The sequence below is a fragment of the Acidipropionibacterium virtanenii genome (assembly GCF_003325455.1).
Classification (GTDB): Bacteria; Actinomycetota; Actinomycetes; order Propionibacteriales; family Propionibacteriaceae; genus Acidipropionibacterium; species Acidipropionibacterium virtanenii.
Genome location: NZ_CP025198.1, coordinates 3305682 through 3327406 on the forward strand (window position 1 = coordinate 3305682; position 21725 = coordinate 3327406).

22 protein-coding genes are annotated in these 21725 nt (G+C 69.6%); 13 read left to right on the forward strand and 9 right to left on the reverse strand.

From position 1 onward, the window contains the following. Positions 1 to 93: 93 nt before the first annotated feature. Positions 94 to 321 (reverse strand): AbrB/MazE/SpoVT family DNA-binding domain-containing protein, encoded by a 228-nt coding sequence (locus JS278_RS15180; protein ID WP_114045922.1) that lies wholly within the window; start codon positions 319 to 321, stop codon positions 94 to 96. Positions 322 to 519: 198 nt separating this feature from the next. Here JS278_RS15180 and mobA point away from each other — a divergent pair, with 198 nt between their 5' ends. Beyond that, entirely contained in the window at positions 520 to 1158 is a 639-nt protein-coding gene (gene mobA / locus JS278_RS15185) for a molybdenum cofactor guanylyltransferase (RefSeq protein WP_114045923.1), read from the forward strand. Positions 1159 to 1184: 26 nt separating this feature from the next. Here the strand turns inward: mobA and JS278_RS15190 are convergent, their stop codons facing one another. The 6 genes from JS278_RS15190 to JS278_RS15215 form a co-directional block, all read right to left on the reverse strand. Next, complete coding sequence (locus JS278_RS15190) at positions 1185 to 1502, reverse strand: type II toxin-antitoxin system PemK/MazF family toxin (protein WP_114045924.1); 318 nt, start codon at positions 1500 to 1502, stop codon at positions 1185 to 1187. Beyond that, positions 1492 to 1722, reverse strand: a complete 231-nt coding sequence (locus JS278_RS15195) for a ribbon-helix-helix protein, CopG family (RefSeq protein WP_114045925.1) — start codon at positions 1720 to 1722, stop codon at positions 1492 to 1494. The genes JS278_RS15190 and JS278_RS15195 overlap by 11 nt, the downstream gene beginning before the upstream one ends. A gap of 46 nt (positions 1723 to 1768) precedes the next feature. After that, positions 1769 to 3169: a toxic anion resistance protein gene (locus tag JS278_RS15200; RefSeq protein ID WP_114045926.1), complete on the reverse strand. Its 1401-nt coding sequence runs from the start codon at positions 3167 to 3169 to the stop codon at positions 1769 to 1771. A gap of 53 nt (positions 3170 to 3222) precedes the next feature. Further along, on the reverse strand, positions 3223 to 4272 hold the full coding sequence (locus tag JS278_RS15205) for a hypothetical protein (RefSeq protein ID WP_114045927.1): 1050 nt from the start codon (positions 4270 to 4272) through the stop codon (positions 3223 to 3225). Positions 4273 to 4282: 10 nt separating this feature from the next. Continuing rightward, positions 4283 to 6094: a substrate-binding and vWA domain-containing protein gene (locus JS278_RS15210; RefSeq protein WP_114045928.1), complete on the reverse strand. Its 1812-nt coding sequence runs from the start codon at positions 6092 to 6094 to the stop codon at positions 4283 to 4285. Between the two features lie 157 nt (positions 6095 to 6251). Continuing rightward, positions 6252 to 6749, reverse strand: coding sequence for a MogA/MoaB family molybdenum cofactor biosynthesis protein (locus JS278_RS15215; protein ID WP_114045929.1), 498 nt, complete (start codon positions 6747 to 6749; stop codon positions 6252 to 6254). 95 nt (positions 6750 to 6844) lie between these two features. Here JS278_RS15215 and JS278_RS15220 point away from each other — a divergent pair, with 95 nt between their 5' ends. Genes JS278_RS15220 through modB form a run of 3 tightly spaced genes read left to right on the forward strand, consistent with a single transcriptional unit; the run spans position 6845 to position 10139 of the window. Then, entirely contained in the window at positions 6845 to 7252 is a 408-nt protein-coding gene (locus JS278_RS15220; protein WP_114045930.1) for a TOBE domain-containing protein, read from the forward strand. 13 nt (positions 7253 to 7265) lie between these two features. Next, positions 7266 to 8081, forward strand: coding sequence for a molybdate ABC transporter substrate-binding protein (gene modA, locus JS278_RS15225; protein WP_114046381.1), 816 nt, complete (start codon positions 7266 to 7268; stop codon positions 8079 to 8081). Positions 8082 to 8138: 57 nt separating this feature from the next. After that, positions 8139 to 10139: a molybdate ABC transporter permease subunit gene (gene modB / locus JS278_RS15230; protein ID WP_342767043.1), complete on the forward strand. Its 2001-nt coding sequence runs from the start codon at positions 8139 to 8141 to the stop codon at positions 10137 to 10139. Positions 10140 to 10200: 61 nt separating this feature from the next. Here the strand turns inward: modB and JS278_RS15235 are convergent, their stop codons facing one another. After that, positions 10201 to 10626, reverse strand: a complete 426-nt coding sequence (locus JS278_RS15235) for an iron chaperone (protein WP_114045931.1) — start codon at positions 10624 to 10626, stop codon at positions 10201 to 10203. A 758-nt stretch (positions 10627 to 11384) separates the two neighbouring features. Here JS278_RS15235 and JS278_RS15240 point away from each other — a divergent pair. The 9 genes from JS278_RS15240 (at position 11385) to JS278_RS16115 (ending at position 20993) form a co-directional block, all read left to right on the forward strand. Beyond that, on the forward strand, positions 11385 to 12404 hold the full coding sequence (locus JS278_RS15240) for an ABC transporter permease (RefSeq protein WP_114045932.1): 1020 nt from the start codon (positions 11385 to 11387) through the stop codon (positions 12402 to 12404). 2 nt (positions 12405 to 12406) lie between these two features. Next, complete coding sequence (locus tag JS278_RS15245) at positions 12407 to 13258, forward strand: ABC transporter permease (RefSeq protein ID WP_114045933.1); 852 nt, start codon at positions 12407 to 12409, stop codon at positions 13256 to 13258. Next, a complete protein-coding gene (locus JS278_RS15250) occupies positions 13255 to 15021 on the forward strand; it encodes a dipeptide ABC transporter ATP-binding protein (protein WP_245935146.1) in 1767 nt (588 codons plus the stop codon). Before JS278_RS15245 ends, JS278_RS15250 begins: the two co-directional genes overlap by 4 nt. A gap of 74 nt (positions 15022 to 15095) precedes the next feature. After that, a complete protein-coding gene (locus JS278_RS15255) occupies positions 15096 to 16796 on the forward strand; it encodes an ABC transporter substrate-binding protein (RefSeq protein WP_114045934.1) in 1701 nt (566 codons plus the stop codon). Beyond that, positions 16778 to 17827 (forward strand): glutathione S-transferase family protein, encoded by a 1050-nt coding sequence (locus tag JS278_RS15260; protein WP_245935147.1) that lies wholly within the window; start codon positions 16778 to 16780, stop codon positions 17825 to 17827. Before JS278_RS15255 ends, JS278_RS15260 begins: the two co-directional genes overlap by 19 nt. Before the next feature lie 33 nt (positions 17828 to 17860). Beyond that, complete coding sequence (locus tag JS278_RS15265; RefSeq protein ID WP_114045935.1) at positions 17861 to 18958, forward strand: glutathione S-transferase family protein; 1098 nt, start codon at positions 17861 to 17863, stop codon at positions 18956 to 18958. Then, positions 18955 to 20406, forward strand: a complete 1452-nt coding sequence (locus tag JS278_RS15270; protein ID WP_114045936.1) for a GNAT family N-acetyltransferase — start codon at positions 18955 to 18957, stop codon at positions 20404 to 20406. The genes JS278_RS15265 and JS278_RS15270 overlap by 4 nt, the downstream gene beginning before the upstream one ends. Positions 20407 to 20519: 113 nt before the next feature. Beyond that, on the forward strand, positions 20520 to 20807 hold the full coding sequence (locus tag JS278_RS15275; RefSeq protein ID WP_114045937.1) for a GNAT family N-acetyltransferase: 288 nt from the start codon (positions 20520 to 20522) through the stop codon (positions 20805 to 20807). A 12-nt stretch (positions 20808 to 20819) separates the two neighbouring features. Then, positions 20820 to 20993 (forward strand): hypothetical protein, encoded by a 174-nt coding sequence (locus tag JS278_RS16115; protein ID WP_181833765.1) that lies wholly within the window; start codon positions 20820 to 20822, stop codon positions 20991 to 20993. A gap of 109 nt (positions 20994 to 21102) precedes the next feature. Here the strand turns inward: JS278_RS16115 and JS278_RS15280 are convergent, their stop codons facing one another. Then, positions 21103 to 21636, reverse strand: a complete 534-nt coding sequence (locus JS278_RS15280; RefSeq protein ID WP_114045938.1) for a Dps family protein — start codon at positions 21634 to 21636, stop codon at positions 21103 to 21105. Between the last annotated feature and the right edge of the window lie 89 nt (positions 21637 to 21725).

Genomic DNA, 21725 nt, shown 5'->3' on the forward strand with positions numbered 1-21725 from the left:
CCGGTCGGGTTGAGAGCGTGTAGGAGATGTGGGCGTCATTTCCCACATTTCCTACAGATCTCCGGCTACGGGGTGATGAGGTCCAGGGCCGGCTCACTCATCGCGCAGCAGCCTCATCAGCTCATCGGTGGTCCTGGCGGTCGTCGCCCTCCCCCGCATGCGGCGCACCACCCGGTCACCGCGCGTCTCCTCCGGCCGGTCGACCACAATGCGCAGCGTCCCACCGTCATCCACCACATCGACCTCGTCACCCTCCACCAGGCCGTGACTGCGGCGCAGCCCGGCGGGAATCGTCACCTGTCCCCTGCTGTTCAGCTTCATCGCCCTCGCCCCCGTACGTAATACGTGTCCTACATGATGCGGCACCACCGATTGCGGTGACCGGGAACCCCGAGAGCGTGTAGGAAGTGGGGGCGTCATTTCCCACATTTCCTACACGCCTTCGGGACCCTGCCACTCAGACGGTCGGAGCGAGCGGCGCTCACTACCACGATGCGCCCCTGCGGCATGATCGGGAGCATGACTGATCGGATCGATGCCGTGATCCTGGCCGGGGGCACCGCCGAGCGGCTCGGCGGCGCCTCGAAGGCGGACCTGCGCCTGGGCGGCGCACGGCTGCTGGACCTGGTGCTCGGATCGATCCGGGCGCTGCGGGGAGAACGGGAGGGCCACGACGTCGTCGTCGCTCCCCCATCGGTGCGGATGCCAGCCGGAACGCTGCGCACCATGGAGGCCCCGCCCGGATCGGGGCCGCTGGCCGGGATCGGCGCCGGGCTGGCGCTCCTGCCCGACGATATGGTCCTACCGCCAGAGGACGGGGATCTGGTGCTGGTGTGCGCGGTGGACTCCCCGGGGATCCGCCGATGGGCGCCCCTGCTGCTGAACGCTCTGGTGACGGATGGCGCGGGTGGTACTGGTGGCACAGATGGAGCGGTGGCGATGGGCGGCGAACCCGAGCCCTTCCGCCAGTACCTGCAGGGGGCCTACCGGCGCCGACCCCTCGACGAGGTGCTGGCGGCGGCCGGGAGCCTCGACAATCGCTCCGTGCGCGGCGTGCTGAAGCGCCTCAGGCTGATCGACGTCCCCGTCGACGCCGACCTGTGCCGGGACCTGGACACCCCCGAGGACCTGGCCTGGTGGCGTCGACATTTCACCTGATCAGGCCGGATCGGCAAAGGAGTTCCTCAGTCCAGGGCCAGGACGGCCAGGAGCGCACGGTCCACCCAGGCGAGTTCCTCACGCGTGAGCCGGCCGACGAACTCACCGAGACGGACCTCGGGGTCGATCGCGGTGACCTGCTCGATGAGGATGCGGGTCGACACCCCGTCGATCTCGACCTCGGGACGGAAGGATGCGGGCCTGCGGCCGGTCGACGTGGGAGCGACGAGCCAGGTCGACAGGGGCAGGTCGTCGGACTGGACGACGACGGCGAACCGGCGCCCCGCCTGCTCATGACCGCGGGCATCACGGGGAGATCTCAGCCGGTAGATGTCACCACGCACTGATCTGGTCCATCTCAGCGGCGAGCTCCTTGGCCGCGGCCCGCTCCTCAGGGTCATCTCGCAGAGCCCTGGCCTCCTCGCGCATCAGGCGCCGCCGAAGGGCGCGACCGGCCTCGAGGATGGCTGCGCGGGCCGCCTCGGACTTCGACAGCCCGCCGGCCGTGAGCTCCTCGAGCGCCTCCTCGGTCTTCTCATCCGTGCGAATCGTCAGCGTTCCCATAACACATATTGTACGACACACTGCCCTACGCAGGGCCGTCTCCTCCTCACTCGATGAGCTTGCCCAGCAGGTCGTCCCCGGCGTCGCCGCCGGACGGCGCCTGCGAAGCCGTCGTGGCCTCGCCCCGCCGCGAGGCGTCCGCGATGGCTCGCTGCGAGGCGACCACGGCGTCCTCGATGGCCGTCTCGCCGTTCTCCAGGGCCTTGATGTTGCGTGCCCGCAGCGCCCGGCCGGCCTTGTCCGCCTGCACGATCGAATGGCACTGGGACTTCACGGAGTCGATGATCGTCCAGATCGTCTCCTCGGTGATGACCGGCGCCTGGGCGGCGTTCGCCACCTGGTCGATCGATTTCGCCGTCTCGGTGAACGCCGCCTGGATGAGCTTGTTCGTGCCCTCCTGCACCGCCTCCCCCAACTGCGCGCCCTCCTTGGCGAAGGCCGCCTGCTGCCACAGCGCCAGCGACTGCCTGGCCGAGGGCAGGCCCATGGTGCGGAAGGCCGCCAGCCGGCGGCGCAGTGCGAAGGTCGTGACGACGAGGTTACGGGTGGCCGGCGCATGGGCGAATCCCAGGAAGAACTGGGTGCGCCAGTCGGCCCATGTCTTCTCGGTCTCCGAGAGCGTGAACGACAGGCCGGAGTGGATCTCGCGCAGCTTGGACGCCGAGATCGTCTCTCCCTTGTAGTCGGCGGACTGACTCCCGGAGGCCTCGGCGGCGCGCAGCGCCGCATCCGCCTCGTCGAACTGGGCGCGCAGCTCCTCGATCACCTGCTCCAGGGCGGCCAGCACGGCGACCACATTGTCCATGTGCTCCAGGGTCTGCTTGTGCAGCAGCTGGCCGCGGGTGATGTTGTCGGCCAGGGCCGTCTCCATCTCGGACAGCTTCACCTCCGCCAGGTCGATCTTGTCGGAGATGGGCTTGGACTCGCGCACCATCGTCGACAGCGTGTACCGGTACTTCTTGAAGAAGCCCTTGACGGCGCCCACCGCGTTCTCGATCTTGACCGAACGCCACTTCTTCTCGAAGCCGTCCATCTCGCGCAGCATGTCGTTGACGATCCGATCGGCCTGGGGCACCTTGATGTGCCGCTGGGCCTCCAGCAGCTGGCTGGACGCGTCGTTCATCTTCTTCATGATCGGCCCGCCGAAGCTCACGATCTGGTTGGCGTCGGCGACGAACTTCCCGGCCAGCGCCGGAGCTCCCCGCTTGAGATCTCCCAGCTGCTTGTCCGACAGCAGGCTGCGGAACTGGAAGCTCGCCTCCTCGGGCGTGGCCGCCGCGGCGTCGGCCCCCGGCGCCGCGGCGATCGCGACCTCAAGGGCGGTGCCCGCGACCTCGCTGCTGCGGGTGTCTCCCGGCTCCAGCAGGGCGGCGAAGTCCACCGCCACCGTCTCCTCCGGCTGCACTGTCTCCTCGGGCTGCACTGTGTCCTCGGGCTGATCCGGCATGGCTTGTCTCCACTCGATAGGCGGGCGTGACGCCCGGTGTGTTGCGGGTGCTGCTATTCATCCTGGTCGCTGTAGACGTCCGAGAGCTTGGCCTCGTCGACGGCGCGCACCAGCGATCCCAGCGCGACCTGGAACTCCAGGTCGCGGGACTCGTTGACCTGCCGGATGTTGTCGATGACCTGATGGTCCACGGCGTCGATCGCCCGATGGACCTCCGCGGTCCGCGCCTCGGGGCCCGACCAGTACTGCGGATTGGCGAGGATGTCGCCGTAGTAGTCCGGGCTGAGCCCCTTGAGCAGCTTGGACAGGGTGTCCTTGTACTGCGACTGCAGCAGCCTCATCTGCTGGTCGGTGCCGCGCCTCTCGACGCGCACGAAGAGGTCGGTGATGTGGCCGGCCAGCGCCGAGATGCGCTGCCCGATCCCCGGATAGCCGGCGGCCAGATCGCGGAGCCGGTCGACGGCCTCGCGCACATACCGGCCGTCGGGGCCGTCCAGGGCGTCGTCCAGATCCTTGCGCAGCTGCTTGTCCTGCTGCTGGCGACGGGCGCCGCGCACCGCCCTGCGCCGCCGGGCGGCCACGATGCCGACGCCGCCGCCCACCAGCACGACGACGCTCGTGATGATCGAGGCCACCACGCCGAGGGGGACGCCACCGGTCTCGGGGGGCACCAGATCGCTGCGGATGGCCGCCACCGCGACGCCGCCATCGGCCTCGTTCTGCCCGTACAGCGCCTTGCTGATCGACGCGGCGTCGTCATCGGAGGCGACCGCGAACCGGTCCTTGGCCGGCTGGTCCTCGATGACGATGACGGTGCGCGCCCGGCCCGCGTCCTTGACGGCGGCGGCGATGGAACTCGAGGAGACGCTCTGGGCCTGGTCGGGCTGGGGGATGACGACCACCTGGACGCCGTCGGGCAGCGAACTCCTCAGCCGGGGGGCGTTCGAGATCGAGGCGTCGCCGTAGAGGCACACCGGCTGGGAGCCGCAGGCGGTCACGACCGCATCGGCCCCGGAGTCCGCCGCGGCCGGGGCGGCCCCCAGCACCGCGGCGGCAATGATCGCAGCGCCGGCGACGGCCAGGATCGATCGTGTGGTAGCCAACGTGTACCCCTCAGAAATTGTTCATGACCTGCTGGAAGACGTCGGTGATCTTCGTCGGATCGGTCGCGTCGAAGGACTGTCCGCCGGAGGCCTTCGCCAGCCTGCCCAGCGTGTTGGTGTCGGCGTTCTTCGAGTAGGCGATGGTGAAGATCCGCACCGGCTTGTCGTCGCCGCCCTCCTTCTGGTCGGCGTTGAGCTTCTGGATCAGGGTGGACAACGCCATCTTCGAGCCGGCGTCCTCCCCGTCGGACAGCACGATGATGGCGTTGATGCGGCCGGACTCGGCGTGCTTCTTCATGTAGTCGTAGGCGGTGTTGACGGCGTCGTAGAGCGGGGTGCCGCCCTGGCGGGTGTTGGCCAGGTCGCGGATGTCGGACTTGAGCCCCTCCTTGTCCGCGCCGAGGGTCGAGAACGGGCGGACCACCCCGATACCCGGGGCCGCCCTGCCGTCGATCGTCGACGTCATACCCGTGGTGAAGGCCCAGACGCCGATCTCGTCGGTGGGGCGCACCGCGCCCAGGGTGCTCGTCGCCCCCTCGATCGCGCCGTCGAGCCTGGTCTTCCCGCCGCCGATGCTGCCGGACATCGACCCCGAGACGTCGACGAGCTGCAGCACGGCCGAGGGCTTGCGGATCTGCGCCCACTGGTCGATGGCCGCCGAGACCACCTGCGCGGAGGGCTGAGGCAGCGTCACCGCGGGCTTCTTGAGATCGATGCCGACCTTGTCATTGAGCTTCCGGCTCGCGTCGACGCTGCTGTCCAGCGGGCGGAAGCCGTAGTCGGGCAGGAGCTGCTGAGCCTCCTTGGTGTGCAGGAAGCTCACGAAGGCCGTGGCGGCCGCCTTCTGCTCGGCGGTCACCCAGTCGGCGCCGAGCACCGCTGCCGGATTGTCGCTCCACATGGAGCCTTCCTTGGGATAGACGGCCACCAGCTTCTCGCTGGGCGGGGTGAGCTTCTCCCCGGGCTGGACGGTGTGGGAGTCCGGATTGCCGATGTTGTAGTTGTAGATCGAGGTCTCCTCGACCGCCACCGCGCTCACGTAGGACGATCCCTGCCCCGAGCTGCGGTCGGCCAGGTTCGCCAGCACCTTGCCGGTCGTGTCGCCGTAGTGGATGGCCCCGGACTCGAAGGCCTGGGAGAAGGTCTTGGCCTTGGCGACGTCGTCGGTGGTCAGGTCCTTCTGCTTGCCGTCGGCGGCGTAGGCCTGCATGAGGAGGGTCGACAGGCCAGATGTGGAGCTGTTCGGGTTGGTCTTGGCGATCTTGAAGGAGCCCCACAGCGGCTTGCCGACCGCATCCCAGCCCTTGGGGTTCTTGATGAGGTCGTGGATCTGCTTGATGCTGATCTGCTTGCCCGGATAGCCCAGCGCCCTGGCCATCGACTCGGGCATGCCGAAGACGATAGGCGTCCTGGTGAAGCTCTTGGCCTCGGTGAAGACCTTGTCGCCGGCGATGGAGGTGACGCGGTCGGTCCACACGGTGGAGGCCGGGGACCAGATCGCGGGGGCGTCCGCGGCTCCCAGCGGCCAGGTCTTCGTGGACGCCGACAGATACTCCGAGGCCTTGCCGGAGGCCACGTTCACGGGCCGGATCGTCGCACAGCCCGCCAGCCCCTTGGCCTGCTCGGAGTCCTTGAACCTCTCCCCCAGCTTCTCCATGAGGTTGACCTTCTCCGAGGAGGTCGCCACGACGACGTCGGTGCAGCCGTCGCCGCCGGAACTGCTCTTCGACGATCCTGCGCCGCAGCCGGCCAGGACCATGGACCCGGCCACCGTGGCGATCACGGCCACCCTGAATCTGAGGGGCACTCTCCCTGTGAGCATCGCGGCGGTCCTTCCTGTCGAGTCTCGGTGCGCCTACAGCCGCAACCGGCAGCCAGATCGCCGGCCCAGATCGTCCGGCGGTGTGAAGTTCTGGGGGGAGTCTAGTGACACGGGTTGCAGCCGCGGGGCGAATGAGACTCCCGGGCGACGCCCGCCCTCACTCCTCGTCGAGCTGGGCGAGGACGTGAGGCAGCAGGGGGACGACGACGTCCAGGGTGTCCGACGCCCCTCCCCTCGATCCCGGCGAGGCGACCACCAGGGCGCCGTGGGCGTCGCGCGAGGTGACGCCGACCACCTCCCGGGACAGGCTCGACAGCGGGGTGTTCTCCAGCCCGTGGGCGCGGATCTGCTCGGCGATGCCCGGCAGCTCCACCTCGATCACGGCCCGCACCTCCTCGGGAACCCGGTCCCGGCGGTTGAAGCCGGTACCTCCCAGCACCAGGACGAGCCGAGCCGGGGTCTCCAGCGCGGCGGCGAGGGCCGTACGGACCTGCCCGGCGTCCTCGGCCACCACCGCGAGATCCACCGGTGAGAGCCCGGCCTCCTCGATCCGGGCACGGGCCGCCGGACCCGCCTTGTCGGAGCGCTCGCCGGAGATCACCCGGTCGTTGACGACGATGATCCGGGCACCGGTGCCGGTCAGGTCATAGGACATGTCTTCTCCTCATCTTCGGCGGGCATCTCTCTGTCGATCCTCGTATCGGGAGTATTCCATCATTTACAACGGGGATCTCCGGTATATTGTCGCCCATGCCTTCCCATCGCATCTCGGATGTGGCCACACTGCTCGGCGTCTCCGACGACACCGTCCGCCGCTGGATAGATCAGAGCCAGGTCGAGGCCGCCAAGGACGACGCCGGACGGCTGCGCATCGACGGTGCGAGCCTGGCCCGGTTCCTCACCGACCAGCAGCGGGCACGCCCAGGCCTGGAGGACGGGTCGGGCGTCCAGTCGGCGCGCAACCACATCCAGGGCATCGTCACCGCCGTCACCTCCGATGCGGTGATGAGCCAGGTCGACCTCATCGCGAGGAGCTCGCGGATCGTCTCCCTCATCTCCACCGAGGCGGTCCGCGATCTCGGCCTTGAGGTCGGATCCATCGCCGTCGCGCAGGTCAAGGCCACCAACGTATCGATCGAACTACCACTCACCCGCTGATGGAGACCCGATGATGACGCACCCGATTCTCAGGCACCCGCTCCTCAGGTGCAGATCCGCCCTCGCCGTCGCCCTCACCGCCGCACTTCTCTCCCCGGTCGCCGCATGCTCGAGCGCCGACGACTCGTCGAGGGCCTCAGCCCCGGCGTCCGCGAAGCCCACGACCCTGACCGTCTTCGCCGCGGCGTCGTTGACCAAGTCCTTCGACCAGATCGGGAAGGACTTCCAGAAGGCCCATCCCGGCGTCACGGTCCGTTTCTCCTACGAGGGCTCCCAGACGCTGGTCGAGCAGCTGTCGGAGGGGGCACCGGCCGATGTGCTGGCGACCGCCGACACCAAGAATATGGACAAGGCCACCAAGGCCTCCCTGGTGGGGACCACCACCGAGTTCGCCACCAACACGCTGATTCTCATCACCCCGCCCGGCAACCCCGCCAGGATCACCGGCCTCGACTCCTCGCTGACCGGCAGGAAGCTGGTGATCTGCGCCCCCGCGGTGCCCTGCGGCAACGCGACCAAGGAGCTTGCGGGCAAGCTCGGCGTCACCCTGGCACCCGTGAGCGAGGAGGAGAAGGTCACCGACGTCCGCGGCAAGGTGGAGTCCGGGCAGGCGGACGCCGGCATCGTCTACCGGACCGACGCCGCCGCCAGCGGCAAGAAGGTGACCGCCGTCGCCATCGAGGACGCCGACAAGGTGGTCAACCACTACCCCATCGCGGCCACGAAGAGCTCGAAGAACGCCGACCTGGCGCGTCAGTTCATCGCCCAGGTGACGTCGGCCCAGGGGCAGAAGGTGCTGGCCGACCCCGGCTTCTCACCGGCATCCTGACCGGAGGTGGTGATCACGCGGGAGACCCGTCGCGGCCGGGCGCTCGACCCGGCACCACTGCCGGTCTGGATCGCCGTCCTGGCGGTGGCCGGCATCTGCGCCCTGGTGCTGCCGCTGCTCGGCATGGGGCAGCGGGTGCCGTGGACGCGGTTGCCCGCCCTGATCGGCACCGAAGCGGCGCGCGACGCCCTGTCGTTGAGCCTGCGCACCTGCCTGTCCGCGATCCTCATCGATCTGCTGCTCGGCGTCCCGTTGGCGCTGCTGCTGGCCCGCGACTGGCGGGGTGTGCGGGTGGCGCGGGTGGTGGTGCTGCTGCCGCTCTCCCTGCCGCCGGTGGTGGCCGGGATAGCGCTGCTGGCCACCTTCGGGCGGCGCGGGCTGATCGGCGCCCGGCTGGAGGCCGCCGGCGTCTCGATCGCCTTCTCCACGGTGGCCGTGGTGATGGCCCAGGTCTTCGTCTCCCTGCCCTTCCTGGTCACCACCCTGGAGTCGGCCGTCCGCACCCGTCCGTGGGGCCTGGAGGAGACCGCCGCCGCGCTGGGGGCCGGGCCGAGCAGGGTGCTGGCCACCATCACCCTGCCGACCATGACACCGGCCCTGACCCGTGGCACCGCCCTGGCGGCGGCCCGGTGCCTGGGCGAGTTCGGGGCGACGCTGACCTTCGCCGGGTCGTTGCAGGGCACCACGCGCACCATGCCGCTGGAGATCTACCTGGCCCGGGAGACCGATTCGGACACCGCGCTGGCGCTGGGCCTGATGCTGGTGGTCGTCGGGGCGATCGTGGTGGCCCTCACCGAGTGGACGCCCCGACGACGGCGGAGGCGGCGCGGTGCAGGGGTTCTCGGCGCGAAGATCCTCGGCGCGAAGGCAGCCGCTCCCGCTGCGGCTGTCTCCCCCTCCCCCGCGGATCCCGATGAGCCGACGTCAGCACCCAGCTCGGTGCGCGTCCGGGGGCGGATCCGGGAGCGCGGCTGGGATGTCGATCTCAGGGTGGACGCCGGTGAGGTGATTGCTGTGATGGGTCACAACGGCGCCGGGAAATCCACCCTGGCCGGGGTGATCACCGGGCTGCTGGGGCTGGACTCGGGAGAGCTGCGGATCGGCGGGAGGCTGGTCGACGGCGCGGGCGTGCTTCTGCCTCCGCGACGTCGCGGAGTGGCGCTGCTCACCCAGCAGGCACGGATCTTCGGGCACATGTCCGTGCTCGACAACGTGGCCTACGGGCCCCGCAGCCACGGCGCGTCGCGGGAGCGGGCCCGCCGGATCGCCCGTGCGGAGCTGGCGGGGGCGGGCTGCCTGGATCTGGCCGGCCGGCGCGGAGATGAGCTGTCAGGGGGGCAGGCCGCCCGGGTCGGACTGGCGCGGGCGCTGGCCGTGGCCCCCGACGTGCTCATCCTGGACGAGCCGACCGCGGCTCTGGACGTGGAGTCCCGCGCGATGGTGCAGCGGGTGCTGCGCCGACGACTGGCGGCCACCGGAACGACGGCGATCCTGATCACCCACGACGTCATCGATGCCGTGCAGGTGGCCTCCCGCCTGCTGGTGATGGACGGCGGGCGGGTGGTCGCCGACGGCTCGCCATCGGCCCTGCTGGCCTCCCCCACCACCGGTTTCACCGCCCGGCTGGCCGGGGTGAACATGATCCGGGGACGGGCGCAGGTGGACAGCGACCATCTGGTGTCGGTGTCGATCGGGGAGCGGCGCCTGGTGGCCGTGACGGGATCGGGGGAGGAGACGTCAGGGGCGGAGGGGGCGGAGACCATCGCCGAGGGGGACGAGGTCGCCCTGGTCTTCGCCCCCCGCACCGTTGCCCTGCACCGCGAACCGGTCCCCGGATCACCGCGCACCTGTCTGCCCGGGACGGTGGCCGGGGTCGAGCAGTCGGGCGGGCTGGTGACGGTGCTGGTCACCCTGGACTCCGGGGAGACCATCAGGGCTCAGGTGACCATCGGCGCCTGGACCGAGCTGGGGATCTCGCCGGGCGAGACGCTGTGGTGCACGATCAAGGCCACCCAGGTCCGGGCGGTGCCGGCGGGTCCGGCGCAGGCGGGTCGCTGAGGACGGGCCGGAGGGCCCGGTACCGAAGGCCGCGCGCCGATGACGCGGCGGCCCCGGCAGCTCAGCCCACGGCCCTCCTGACCAGCTCTCGCAGCCGCTGCTCGACGGCGTCGTCCACCTCGACCACGGCGAAGGAGACCGGCCACATCGGGCCGTCGTCCAGGTTCGCGTGCTCGTCGAAGTTCACCGTGCCGTAGCGGGTCTTGAACTTGGACGCCGGCTGGTAGAAGACGATGTTCGTCCCGTCGGCGGCGTAGGTGGGGAATCCGTACCAGGTCTTGGGTGTCAGCCGGGGCGCCTCCTCGGAGACGATCCGGTGCAGCAGCACCGCGACCTCCTTGTCGACGCCGTCGAGGGCGTCGATGGCGGCGGCGCAGGCCTCCAGATCCTTGGCGATCTTCGCGGCCCCCTTGAGGCCCTTGGTGGTGCGCAACTCCTCGGCGCGCTGCTTCATGGCGGCGCGCTCCTCGTCACTGAATCCGCTCATGTCATGCTCCTCGGTCGATCCTCGGCCTGCGGGCCGGGCTTTCGCCGCGGGCCGGTGTCCGCCACCCTATGCGCCCGGAAGGGGCACCTCGCCCCCGTCGCCGTCGGTTCAGGCCACGGGATATCCACGCAGCGCCAGAGTTCGAACGCACCGCCTGGAATACCTGGCGCCGCGTTCGAACTCTGGCGCTGCGTGAGGGTGGGTGGGGGGCACGGCCGGCCAGGGCGGGGAGGTGGCTGATCCGGAGTGAGAGGGACATGGCCGGCCAGGAGTGGACGGGCGTGGGTTCCAGGTTGTTCTTGTCCATATTTCAAGACTTGGTCTCACATTTCAAGACGTGGCTTGCCACGTCCGCGGCCCTGCCGTTAGCGTGACCGTTGACGTCGCCGAGAGCGGTGACGTCAGGCCCGGACCCACCGGGCATCAGTGGGGTCCCGGACCCCAGATCGAGGAGACACTGTGAGCACCAGGATGCGCACCGCTGGAGGCACGGCACCAACCGCCCGCCACCAGATGTGTATGTGCATGTGTCCGGTCTCCTCCTGTTGCTGATCCGCGGACACCGCCGCATCACCGGCGAGCGCATCACCAGCTGCTGAACCCCGGTAACCCCGGAGACGCCAGCACCCCAGCACCCCAGGAGACCCGCCGCGCAGGGCTGACCTCTTCCCGCGCACCGCTCCCCCGTCATCACGCCGCATCACCCAGTACCCGTGCGCCCCGCGGCGCCCCGGTCTGGCCCATCAGATGGAACACATATGCAGCATCTTGTCTCCGACACCTCTCTCGGCGGCCCCGTCGAGCAGGCCCCGGAAGCCCGTTCCAGGGCACAGCGCTCCGCCCTGATCCGCCTCATCGTCTCCCGGATCCTGGGCGCCGTCTTCGTCCTGTGGGCCGCGGTCACGCTGACCTTCCTGGCCGTCCACGCCACCCCGGGCGACACCGTCTCCCTGCTGCTCGGCCAGAACCGCGACGACCCGGTGCTGCGGGCCCGCACCATCGCGCGCTGGGGCCTCGACCACCCGTTGTGGTACCAGTACCTGCTCTACCTGGTGCGCATTCCCACCGGCGATCTCGGCGTCAGCTACACCTTCAGCCGCCCGGTCACCGAGCTGCTCGCCGAGTCCATCGGCCCCACCCTCCAACTGGCCGGGGCAGCCACCGTCGGCGCGGTGATCATCGCCTACCTCATCACCCTCGGCACATCGACCCGGCTGCGGCGCCTGCGGCCGGTCTCCCAGGTCATCGAACTCGTCCTGCTCTCGGCCCCGGCCTTCTGGATCGGGATCGTGCTGCTGCTGGTCCTCAGCTTCAAGCTCGGCTGGTTCTCCATCGTCGACCCGAACTCCCCGCAGGCCCTGGTGCTGCCCGCCCTGTCCCTGGCCCTTCCGATCGGCTGCTACCTGGCGCAGATCCTGCGCGACGGCGCCGACCGGGCCATGGAACAGCCTTTCGCCCTCACCTCGCGCTCCCGCGGTCTCTCGGAATCCCGCGTCTACGCCGGCCACGCCCTCAAGCACGGCACGGTCCCGGTGATCACCGTGCTGGGACTCATCATCGGCAGCCTCATCGGCGGCGCGGTGGTCGTCGAGCAGGTCTTCGGCCGCGCCGGCCTGGGCCAGATCGCCGTCCAGGCGGTCAACGTCAAGGACGTGCCCCTCATCCTCGGCGTCACCATCGTCGCCACCGCGGCCTTCGTCATCGCCTCCACCCTGGTCGACGTCGCCGCCCTGGCCATCGACCCGCGGCTGCGCGCCGCCTCAACCGCCAGGAGCTGACCGTGGCCGTCCTCACACTTCCCGTCTCCGCCCGCCGCCCCGGCACCGGCCGCTCGAACCTCACCATCGTCGCCTCCGGCACCGTGCTGGGTCTGGCCGCCGTCACCGCGATCGTCCCGAACCTGCTCGTCCGGACCGACCCGCTGTTCGCCGACCCGACCGCCTCCCTGGCGGCTCCCTCGGCCGCCCACTGGGCCGGCACCGACCTGCAGGGCCGCGACGTCTTCTCCCGGATCATCCACGGGGCGCGCTACTCCCTGTCCATCGGGCTGGGGGCCACCGCACTGGCCCTGGCGGCCGGCCTGCTGCTCGGCATCCTCGCCGCCACCGCGCCCCGCTGGGCAGACATGGTCGTCAGCCGGGCCGTCGACATCCTCGCGGCCTTCCCGGAGGTGCTGCTGGCGCTGCTCTTCATCGCGCTGACCGGCCCCGGCGTCACCAATCTCATCGTGGCCATCGGCATCGCCGGCATTCCCAAGTACGCCCGGCTGGTGCGCACCCAGGTCCTCACCACCCGTCAGGCCGGCTACGTGGAACAGGCCCGCACCTACGGCATCACCGGGTTCCGCTCTCTGCTGCGTCACGTGCTGCCCAACGCGCTGGGCTCCCTGCCGATCATCGCCACCATCGGGCTGGGCGAGGCCATCGTCTCCTCGGCGGCGCTGAGCTTCCTGGGGCTGGGCCCCCAGCCCCCCAATCCCGAATGGGGGCTCATGATCGCCGAGTCCCGCGACTACCTGCGTCATGCCTGGTGGCTCGGGGTGTTCCCGGGAGCCGCCGTCACCGTCGTCGTCATCGCCGCCACCGTGCTGGGCCGCACCCTCCAGGCCCGTTACGAGAGAAGGTCGTCATGAGCATCACCAGGAACCGACCAGGTCACCGTCTCCGCGTGGTTCCCGACGCGGCCGATGCCGCGGCCGGCGCGGACACCGACAGCACCGAGACCGGCACAAGGCCGCTGGTCGACATCCGCAACCTCGACGTCCGCTTCACCGGGCGCCGCGAGGTGCATGCGGTGCGCGGGATCTCGCTGACCATCAATCCCGGCGAGGCCGTGGCCATCGTCGGGGAGTCCGGATCCGGGAAGTCCGTCACCTCGCGCAGCATCGTCGGCCTGGCCGGCGACAACGCCCAGGTGAGCGCCGACGAGTTCAGCGTCCTCGGACGCGACGCCCTGAGACTTCGCGAGAGCCAGTGGCGCGACATCCGCGGACGCCGGATCGGATTCGTCCTGCAGGACGCCCTGACCTCCCTGGACCCGCTGCGCACCGTCGGCCGCGAGATCGCCGAGACCCTGCGCACCCACCGGATCGTGGGTCGGCGGCAGATTCCCGGACGGGTCGACGAGCTTCTGCGCGAGGCCGGCATCCCCGACGCCGAGGTCCGCTCCCGCCAGTACCCCCACCAGCTGTCGGGCGGGCTGCGGCAGCGCGCGCTGATCGCCTCGGCGCTGGCCGGCGGGCCCGACCTGCTCATCGCCGACGAGCCCACCACCGCCCTGGATGTGACCGTCCAGGCGCAGATCCTCGACCTGCTGGAGGCCAGGCGGGCAGACGGCACGGCCCTGCTGCTGGTCTCCCACGACCTGGCTGTGGTCTCGCGGATCGCCGACCGGGTGCTGGTGATGCACGACGGCGTCGTGGTGGAGGAGGGCCCCACCACCCGGGTGCTGTCGAACCCCGCCGACTCCTACACCCGCTCGCTGCTGGCGGCGGTCCCCTCGGCGTCGACCAGGGGCACCCGGCTGTCCACGGGCTCCCCTGTTCCCATCAGCACAGCCCCGATCAGCACGGGTTCCGACGCCGAGGGGCACGATGACGCCGCCCCGGTGCTCGAGGCCGCGGGCGTCACCAAGCGCTACCCGCTGCCCGGCGGGGGATCGCGCACCGCCGTCGACGACGTCAGCCTCACCCTGGCGCCCGGCCAGAAGCTCGGCATCGTCGGGGAGTCCGGATCGGGCAAGAGCACCCTGGCCCGGCTGCTGCTGGATCTCACCCTCCCCGATGAGGGCGAGATCAGGATCGGCGGACTGCCGTGGTCCCGGAAGGAGGGGGTGGACGCCGACCTGCGACGTCAGGTGCAGTTCATCTCCCAGGATCCGCTCGGCTCCTTCGACCCCCGCTACTCGATCGGCGAGATCATCGCCGAGCCGCTGGGCATCAGTCTCCGCGCGACCGGGGCCCGCGAGGCGGTGGCCGATCTGCTCGGCTCCGTCGGCCTGGACCCGAGCTTCATCGACGCCTCGCCGAGACGGCTGTCGGGCGGGCAGCGCCAGCGCATCGCCATCGCCCGCGCCCTGGCCCTGGAGCCCCGGGCGCTCATCTGCGACGAGCCCGTCTCGGCCCTGGACGTCTCCATCCAGGCCGCGGTGCTCGACCTGTTCTCCGACCTGGCCGAGCGCACCGGCACCGCCCTGGTGTTCATCTCCCACGACCTGGGTGTCGTCCACCACCTCGTAGATCAGGTGCTGGTGATGCGCTACGGCCGGGTCATCGAGTCCGGCGACGTCGACGACGTCTTCACCCATCCCCTGCACCCCTACACCCAGGAACTGGTGGCCGCGATCCCCCGGCTCACCACCACCGACGCCCCCCGGCCCGGACGACTGCACGCCTGAGCCGGCGTCCCTTCCTCCGCTGTATCCCCCTTCCCCATCACCCCTTCCCCGCCATCACTCGCAAGGAATCCGACATGACCTCTCCCCTCGATCCGTTCAACCGCCCCGTCGGCCGACGCTCGCTCATCATGGCCGCCGCCGGCCTGGCCGCACTCGGACCGGTCCTGAGCGCCTGCGGCGGATCATCCTCGAGCGCCTCCCCGGCAACCCCCACCGGCAAGCCCGTCGACGGCGGCGCGCTGATCTGGGCCATCGAGACCCAGTTGTCCTCGGCCAACCCGCACACCAACGGCCAGGACAAGGCCCGCCCGATCCTGCGCAACGCCTTCGACTCGCTGATCTTCCTGGACGGCGACGGCAAGTACCAGCCGTGGCTCGCCAGGACGATCACCCCGTCGGCCGACGGCACGGTCCTCACTCTGGAACTGCGCACCGACGTCACCTTCTCCGACGGGGAGAAGTTCAACGCGGCCGCCGTCGTCAAGAACTTCGACAAGCTCTCCGACGCCAAGTACGCCACCTCGGCGGCCGGCGCGCTCAGCTCCCTGAAGAAGTACGAGGCCACCGGGCCGTACACGGTGAAATTCACCCTCTCCAAGCCCGACAACTACTTCCTCACCTGGCTGGCAGGCGTGACCGCGGCCCCCATCTCCCCCAAGAGCCTGGCCCTGTCCATGGACGAGCTGCAGGCCGGCGGCCCGAAGATCGCCGGTACCGGGCCCTTCACGATCAGCACGTACTCCCTCAACACCGAGATCGTCTTCACCCGACGCAAGGACTACGCCTGGGCGCCGGCCGCGATCGCCAAGGGCCAGAAGGCCGCCCACCTCGAGAAGGTGACCTACCGCACCCTCAAGGAGGGCTCGGCGCGCACCGGCGCACTGTCCCGCTCCCAGGTGGACGTCGCCTCAGACATCCAGCCGCTGGACGTGGAGACCTTCACCTCGAATCCGAGGTTCGCCTATGTGCGGGCCACTGCGGCGGGCTCCCCGTACTCGCTGTACTTCAACGTCTCCAAGACACCCTTCGAGGATATCCGGGTCCGTCAGGCGTTCGCCCAGGGGGCCGATATCACCGCCATCGTCAACAGCATCTATCGCGGCACCTATCAGCGCGCCTGGGCTCCCTACAATCTTCTCGGCCCCTACCAGGATCCGTCCCTGAAGAACTGGCTGAAATTCGACAAGGCGGCTGCCAACAAACTGCTCGACAAGGCCGGCTGGGCGACGAAGAATGCGTCCGGCATCCGCACCAAGAGGGGCAAGACGCTGACGGTGCGCACCGTCTCGGCCTCCGACTACGTCCGCGAGAGCCGGGACCAGCTCAATGTGGCCCTGGCTGCGGCGCTCAAGCAGAATATCGGCATCGACTACAAGTTCCAGGCGGTGGACCTGGGCACCGAGGCCAACCGCGCCAAGGCCAACGACTACGAGATCTTCGACAACTCCTACGGCGGTGCCGATCCGGTGGTGCCCTTCGACCTGCTGTACTACTCGTCCGATCCGTCGCGCGGATACATCGCCCGCGGACGATACAACGACAAGCAGCTCGAGAAATTGATCGACGACGCCCGGTTCAGCAATGACACGGCGGCCCGCAAGAAGACCTACAAGACCATTCAGGAGTACGTCACCAAGGAGAAGTACTACGCCCTTCCGCTGGCGGTGACCCAGGACACCTACGCCTACAATGCTGAGAAGGTCGCCGGGATCGTGGCCGATCCGGCCACCGGCGGTCCCTTCAGCGCCTACACCGCGTGGGTGGCGTCGAAGTGACGGCGCTCATCGAGGGCAACTCCCCCGGCTCGGTCGTTCACGAGGCGAGCCCCGTCGACTTCGACACCTACGGGACGATCTACGAGCCGCGCGGCGAGGCCCGGAAAGCCCCCTTCGGCGCCGGGGCCGATGCCGACGTCTACCCCTTCCGGGGCCGCATCGATCCGAACGGGGAGTTTCCGCCGGAGGCGGGCCGCTACCACCTGTACGTGTCCCTGGCCTGCCCCTTCGCCCACCGCACACTCATCGTGCGGGCGCTCAAGGGTCTGGAGGAGGTGATCGGCGTCTCGGTGGTCGATCCGATCCGCGACGGGCGCGGCTGGGCCTTCCGGGCCGGCGCTGATCCGTCCCGGCGGCACGGCGGCCTCGGCCAGACCCTGGACCGGGCCAACGGCTTCGCCCTCCTGTCCCAGGCCTACGAGGCCTCGGTGCCCGGCGGCGTCTACACCGGGCGGGTCTCGGTGCCGGTGCTGTGGGACACCCGCAGCGGCCAGGTGGTCTCGAACCACTATCCGGAGATCACCCTGGATCTGGGTTCCCAGTTCAACCAGTGGGCCGGCGAGCCGGGGCTCGACCTGTACCCCGTGCCGCTGCGCGACGAGATCGACGCCCTCAACGACGTCGTCGGCCCTCACCTCAACGAGGGCGTCTACCACGCAGGATTCGCCACCACGCAGAGTGATTACGAGGCCGGGTACCGGGAGGTCTTCGAGACCCTCGATCTGCTGGAGGAGCTGCTGGCCGACGGCCGCGAGTTCCTGGTCGGCGGCCGGCTCACCGAGGCCGATATCCGGCTGTGGCCCACTCTGGCACGATTCGATTCGGTCTACCACGGCCATTTCAAGCTCAATCGAAACCGCCTGGTAGACCTACCGAATCTGTGGGCCTACACCCGTCGGCTGTACGCCATTCCGGCCTTCGGAGCCACCACCGATCTTGACCAGATCCGGCGCCATTACTACGGCACCCAGCTGCACATCAACCCCACCGGGATCGTGCCGCCGTCGCCGCGCATCGACTGGTCCCTGTAACCCCACCCGAGAAGAACGAGAGAAGGAGACGATATGTCCGCCGTCGTCGCAGATTTCGAGACCGAGCTCAACACCGAGGAGCCCAAGACCTTCGAACCGGTCAAGGCGTTCCCCGAGACCAATACCGAGCAGACCCCCGACGGGGCCTTCCGGCGCCAGCGCAACCTCTTCCCGGTGCGCTTCGGCGAGGGGCCGGGCCAGTACCCGGCCGAGCCGGGGCGCTACCGGCTGCTGGGTTCGGTGAGCTGCGGCTGGTGCAGGCGCCAGCTCATCGCGATCCGGCTGCTCGGCCTCGAGGAGGCCCTGCCCTTCGTGCCGCTCTACGGCCGCGACGGCGCCGGATGGCGGATCAGCGAGACCCAGGGCGACGTCGTCGCGAAGTGGGGGTCGGACCGGCTCAACTCCTTCTACGAGCGCACCATCCCGGGCTTCACGGGCCGGGGCACCTCCCCGACGATCATCGACATCGAGACCGGGAAAGTGGTCACGAACTCCTACCACACCATCGATCTGGATCTTGCGAGCGTGTGGAGGCCCTTCCACAAGGCCGACGCCCCGGATCTGTATCCCGAGGATCTGCGCGAGGAGATCAATCTGCTCAACCAGCAGATCTTCGACGACGTCAACAACGGCACCTACAAGGTGATCTTCGCCACCAACCCGCAGGCCGCCCGGGCCGCGCTGGGAATCTTCGAGGCCCGCCTGGCCGATTACGATTTCCGGCTGGACTCGCGACGCTATCTGTTCGGCGACCGTCTCACCGATTCCGACATCCGGCTGTTCCAGACGCTGTCCTCCTACGAGCGCAGCTACCGTCCGCGGCTGGCCGCGATTCTGGGGGAGGACGACGTCAAGCATCTGACCGACTTCGGGAATCTGTGGGGATATGCCCGCGATCTCTTCCAGCACGGTTTCGTCGACGATCGGGAGCTCTACTTCCTCAACCTGCTGCCGGGACCCTCGGGCGAGTACGTCCAGGGACAGGGCTTCGCCGAGGGGATCGAGCTGCCCGACGCCGCCGAGGCCCTGGCGGCGTGGCGCGAGCCGAGCGGGCGCGAGCAGCTGGCCGGTTCGCCGCTGTACTCCGGCCCGGGATCGGGCGGCTCCTTCGAACTGTGGAACCTGAAGTGAGCACCGCCGTCAGGCCCGTCATCGACGCCCACTCGTATCCGCCCGAGGTGATCGCCTCGCTGCGGCCGATCCCGGTCGGCCTGTGGCTGCAGGTCCTGGGCGACTCCCGGGTCGGCTCGGGCCCCCTGGTGCTGCGCCACGCGCTGCCCGAGGAGTACGAGGAGGTGGGCGACGTCCTGGAGGCGGCGTTCACCACGGGCTGCTGGTCGACCCCGGAGTACATCGCGAGCCTGCACGCCATCGAGTCCCGGGCGGCGACGTCGAATGTGTGGGTGGTGGCCGATGACGACGGCGTCCTGGCGGCCGTCCTCACACCCCAGCCGCGGTATCTGGAGTCCGACGCCTTCACCTTCAACATCCTGGGGGTCGGACCGCGGGGCCGCGGTCTGGGTCTGGGCCGGCTTCTCACCGATCATGCCGTGGACCTCGCCCGATCGCTGGGGCTGGGCACCGTGGAGATCCACTCCGGGCCGCAGATGACCGCGGCCCACAAGGTCTATGTCGACTACGGATTCGTGCGGCGCATCGAACAGGAGACGGCTGTGGTCGACGGCCACCAGCGGTTGCGGAGCTTCACCTACCGGGTGCCCGATCCGGTGGCCGACCCGCCGTCGATCGAACGCGCCGCCGCGCCGGCCGTCGATTCGCCCTTCCCGAGACCAGGAGATCCTGTGAGCATCACCGCACTGCGCCCCGCCGGGGTTGAGGACGCCGGCCGCTTCCACCCCGAGGCGCCCCGGCGCCCCGGGCCGGCCGAGCTGCCGGACCGGCGGCTGCGGCTGGTGGCCCCGGCGTCCTCTCCCCGCAGTTGGGGGGCGGTGCTGGGGGCGCGTATCGCGGCACCCGAATGGGTTCGGGTGGAATGGTCGCAGGAGGTGGCTTCGCCGGTGCTGCTGGACGGGGAGGGACTCCTGGTGAGCGACGACTGGTCGTGGATCTCGCGGTCTCTGGCCACGGCGTCCGGGAGCGGGATCTACCCGGCGGCCCGGCGCGAGGAGATCGACACCCTGGAGCAGGTGATCGGCGCCGAGCTCATCGGCGCGCTGGAGGAGGTGGTGTTCTCCACCGCGCAACCGGTGCGCGACGCCGTCTCCCGGCTGCTCTTCGCCCGCCTAGGACTGCTCGATCTCCGGCTGGCGGATCGACGGTTCCTGCTCGGCGATGAGCCGACCACCGCCGACCTGACCCTGTTCGGGCTGCTGCTCGGCTGGGACCTGCACTACCGGGCGCACCTGGGCTGGGGCGCGGCCTCCCTGGTCGACTACCCGAACCTGTGGGCCTGGGCGCGCCGACTGGCCGCCGACCCGCAGGTGCTGTCGGCCGGGGACCGGGTGGCGGCTGGCCTGGACGCCGGCCCCGACGGCACCTTCGCCGAACCCTGGGGACCGGCGCTGCCGGTCGAGGGGATCGACGACATCCGGGCCGCATGGTGGGAGCCCGTGAAGTAGCGACAAATTCTCGTTCCAGAACCCCCGGATCGACGTCGGCGACCACGATCATGCGGTTCTGGAGCGAGAAATTGCGCCCCTACACTGGGCCACACACCGACGGAGGAGGACACATGGCCACGCCCACCATCACCGACAACACCGAGGAGCACCGCTACGAGGCGCGCCTGGACGGCAAACTCGCCGGATACCTGGACTACGAGCGGACGGGCGACGTCGTCGACCTGCCCCACACCTTGGTCTTCCCTCAGTACGAGGGCAAGGGCGTCGCCGGGGCACTGGTCCGCCACGGCCTCGACGACATCCGGGGCCGCGGACTGACTGTCACGCCGACCTGCCCCTACGTCGACTCATGGATCCAGCGCCATCCCGACTACGCCGACCTCGTGCACCGGGGTTGAATGCGGGCAGCCGTGGGTAACGATCTTGAGCGCGACCCGGACCTCACGGAATGGGAGCAGCACATCGCCGACCGGACCGCAGACCTCCGCGCGGGCCGCATCAAGGCCGTCCCCGCCGAAGAGGTCGACCTGATGCTCGGATGCAGCGGTGAGCCGCCCGCATCCACACTCGACGAGATTTCCTGATCGCTCCGGGCCTGGCCAGCAACACTGCCTGACGCGCAGAATGCGGCGGTGCCGCCGACCGTTCGGGTCGGCGGCACCGCCGCATCATGACTCGTTGTGACTACCAGGCTCAGGCCTTCTCGGGAGCGCGGGTCTCGGCGCTGATGAACCAGGCCTGCTGCTCCAGCTTCTGGGTGTACTCGTGCAGCATGTCCGAGGTGGTCGGATCCTCGGCGTCGACGGCGTCATGCACCTCGCGCATAGTGGCGACGGTGGCATCGATGGCGGCCACCATCAGGTCGATGGCGTCGTGGGTCGACACCTCGCCCTGCGGGAACTGCTCGATGGAGGTGCGGGCGGCGACCACCGACGGACGGCCGTCGGGGGTGGCGTGCAGGGCGCGCAGACGCTCGGCGAACTCGTCGGACCCTTCGCGGGCGATGTCAACGACCTCATCGAGATTGAGGTGAAGGTCGCGGAAGTTCGGCCCGACGATATTCCAGTGGGCCTGCTTGCCGACCAGGCTCAGGGCGATGAAATCGACGACCACCTTCTGCAGGTTGTCGCTCAGCTCCTTGGACGCGCGGAAGCCGTGCTCAGCGTTCTCGACGGCTGTCCGGGTGTCTCCAGCGTGCTTCGGAACGGTGATGGACTGCTCGGTCATATGACCTGACTCCTTATCTCGTTGGCTTCTCTTACGCTCTCTGTGGGGTGGAACGTCTCCCCGTGCCCCACTATTCCGTGTCGTAGTGC

Excerpts from the sequence above, each read along its gene's own strand:
- JS278_RS15180 (WP_114045922.1), bottom strand. The coding sequence starts at position 321 with ATGAAGCTGAACAGCAGGGGACAGGTGACGATTCCCGCCGGGCTGCGC.
- mobA (WP_114045923.1), top strand. The coding sequence starts at position 520 with ATGACTGATCGGATCGATGCCGTGATCCTGGCCGGGGGCACCGCCGAG.
- JS278_RS15195 (WP_114045925.1), bottom strand. The coding sequence starts at position 1,722 with ATGGGAACGCTGACGATTCGCACGGATGAGAAGACCGAGGAGGCGCTC.
- JS278_RS15200 (WP_114045926.1), bottom strand. The coding sequence starts at position 3,169 with ATGCCGGATCAGCCCGAGGACACAGTGCAGCCCGAGGAGACAGTGCAG.
- JS278_RS15210 (WP_114045928.1), bottom strand. The coding sequence starts at position 6,094 with ATGCTCACAGGGAGAGTGCCCCTCAGATTCAGGGTGGCCGTGATCGCC.
- JS278_RS15215 (WP_114045929.1), bottom strand. The coding sequence starts at position 6,749 with ATGTCCTATGACCTGACCGGCACCGGTGCCCGGATCATCGTCGTCAAC.
- JS278_RS15220 (WP_114045930.1), top strand. The coding sequence starts at position 6,845 with ATGCCTTCCCATCGCATCTCGGATGTGGCCACACTGCTCGGCGTCTCC.
- modA (WP_114046381.1), top strand. The coding sequence starts at position 7,266 with ATGACGCACCCGATTCTCAGGCACCCGCTCCTCAGGTGCAGATCCGCC.
- JS278_RS15235 (WP_114045931.1), bottom strand. The coding sequence starts at position 10,626 with ATGAGCGGATTCAGTGACGAGGAGCGCGCCGCCATGAAGCAGCGCGCC.
- JS278_RS15240 (WP_114045932.1), top strand. The coding sequence starts at position 11,385 with ATGCAGCATCTTGTCTCCGACACCTCTCTCGGCGGCCCCGTCGAGCAG.
- JS278_RS15250 (WP_245935146.1), top strand. The coding sequence starts at position 13,255 with ATGAGCATCACCAGGAACCGACCAGGTCACCGTCTCCGCGTGGTTCCC.
- JS278_RS15255 (WP_114045934.1), top strand. The coding sequence starts at position 15,096 with ATGACCTCTCCCCTCGATCCGTTCAACCGCCCCGTCGGCCGACGCTCG.
- JS278_RS15265 (WP_114045935.1), top strand. The coding sequence starts at position 17,861 with ATGTCCGCCGTCGTCGCAGATTTCGAGACCGAGCTCAACACCGAGGAG.
- JS278_RS15275 (WP_114045937.1), top strand. The coding sequence starts at position 20,520 with ATGGCCACGCCCACCATCACCGACAACACCGAGGAGCACCGCTACGAG.
- JS278_RS15280 (WP_114045938.1), bottom strand. The coding sequence starts at position 21,636 with ATGACCGAGCAGTCCATCACCGTTCCGAAGCACGCTGGAGACACCCGG.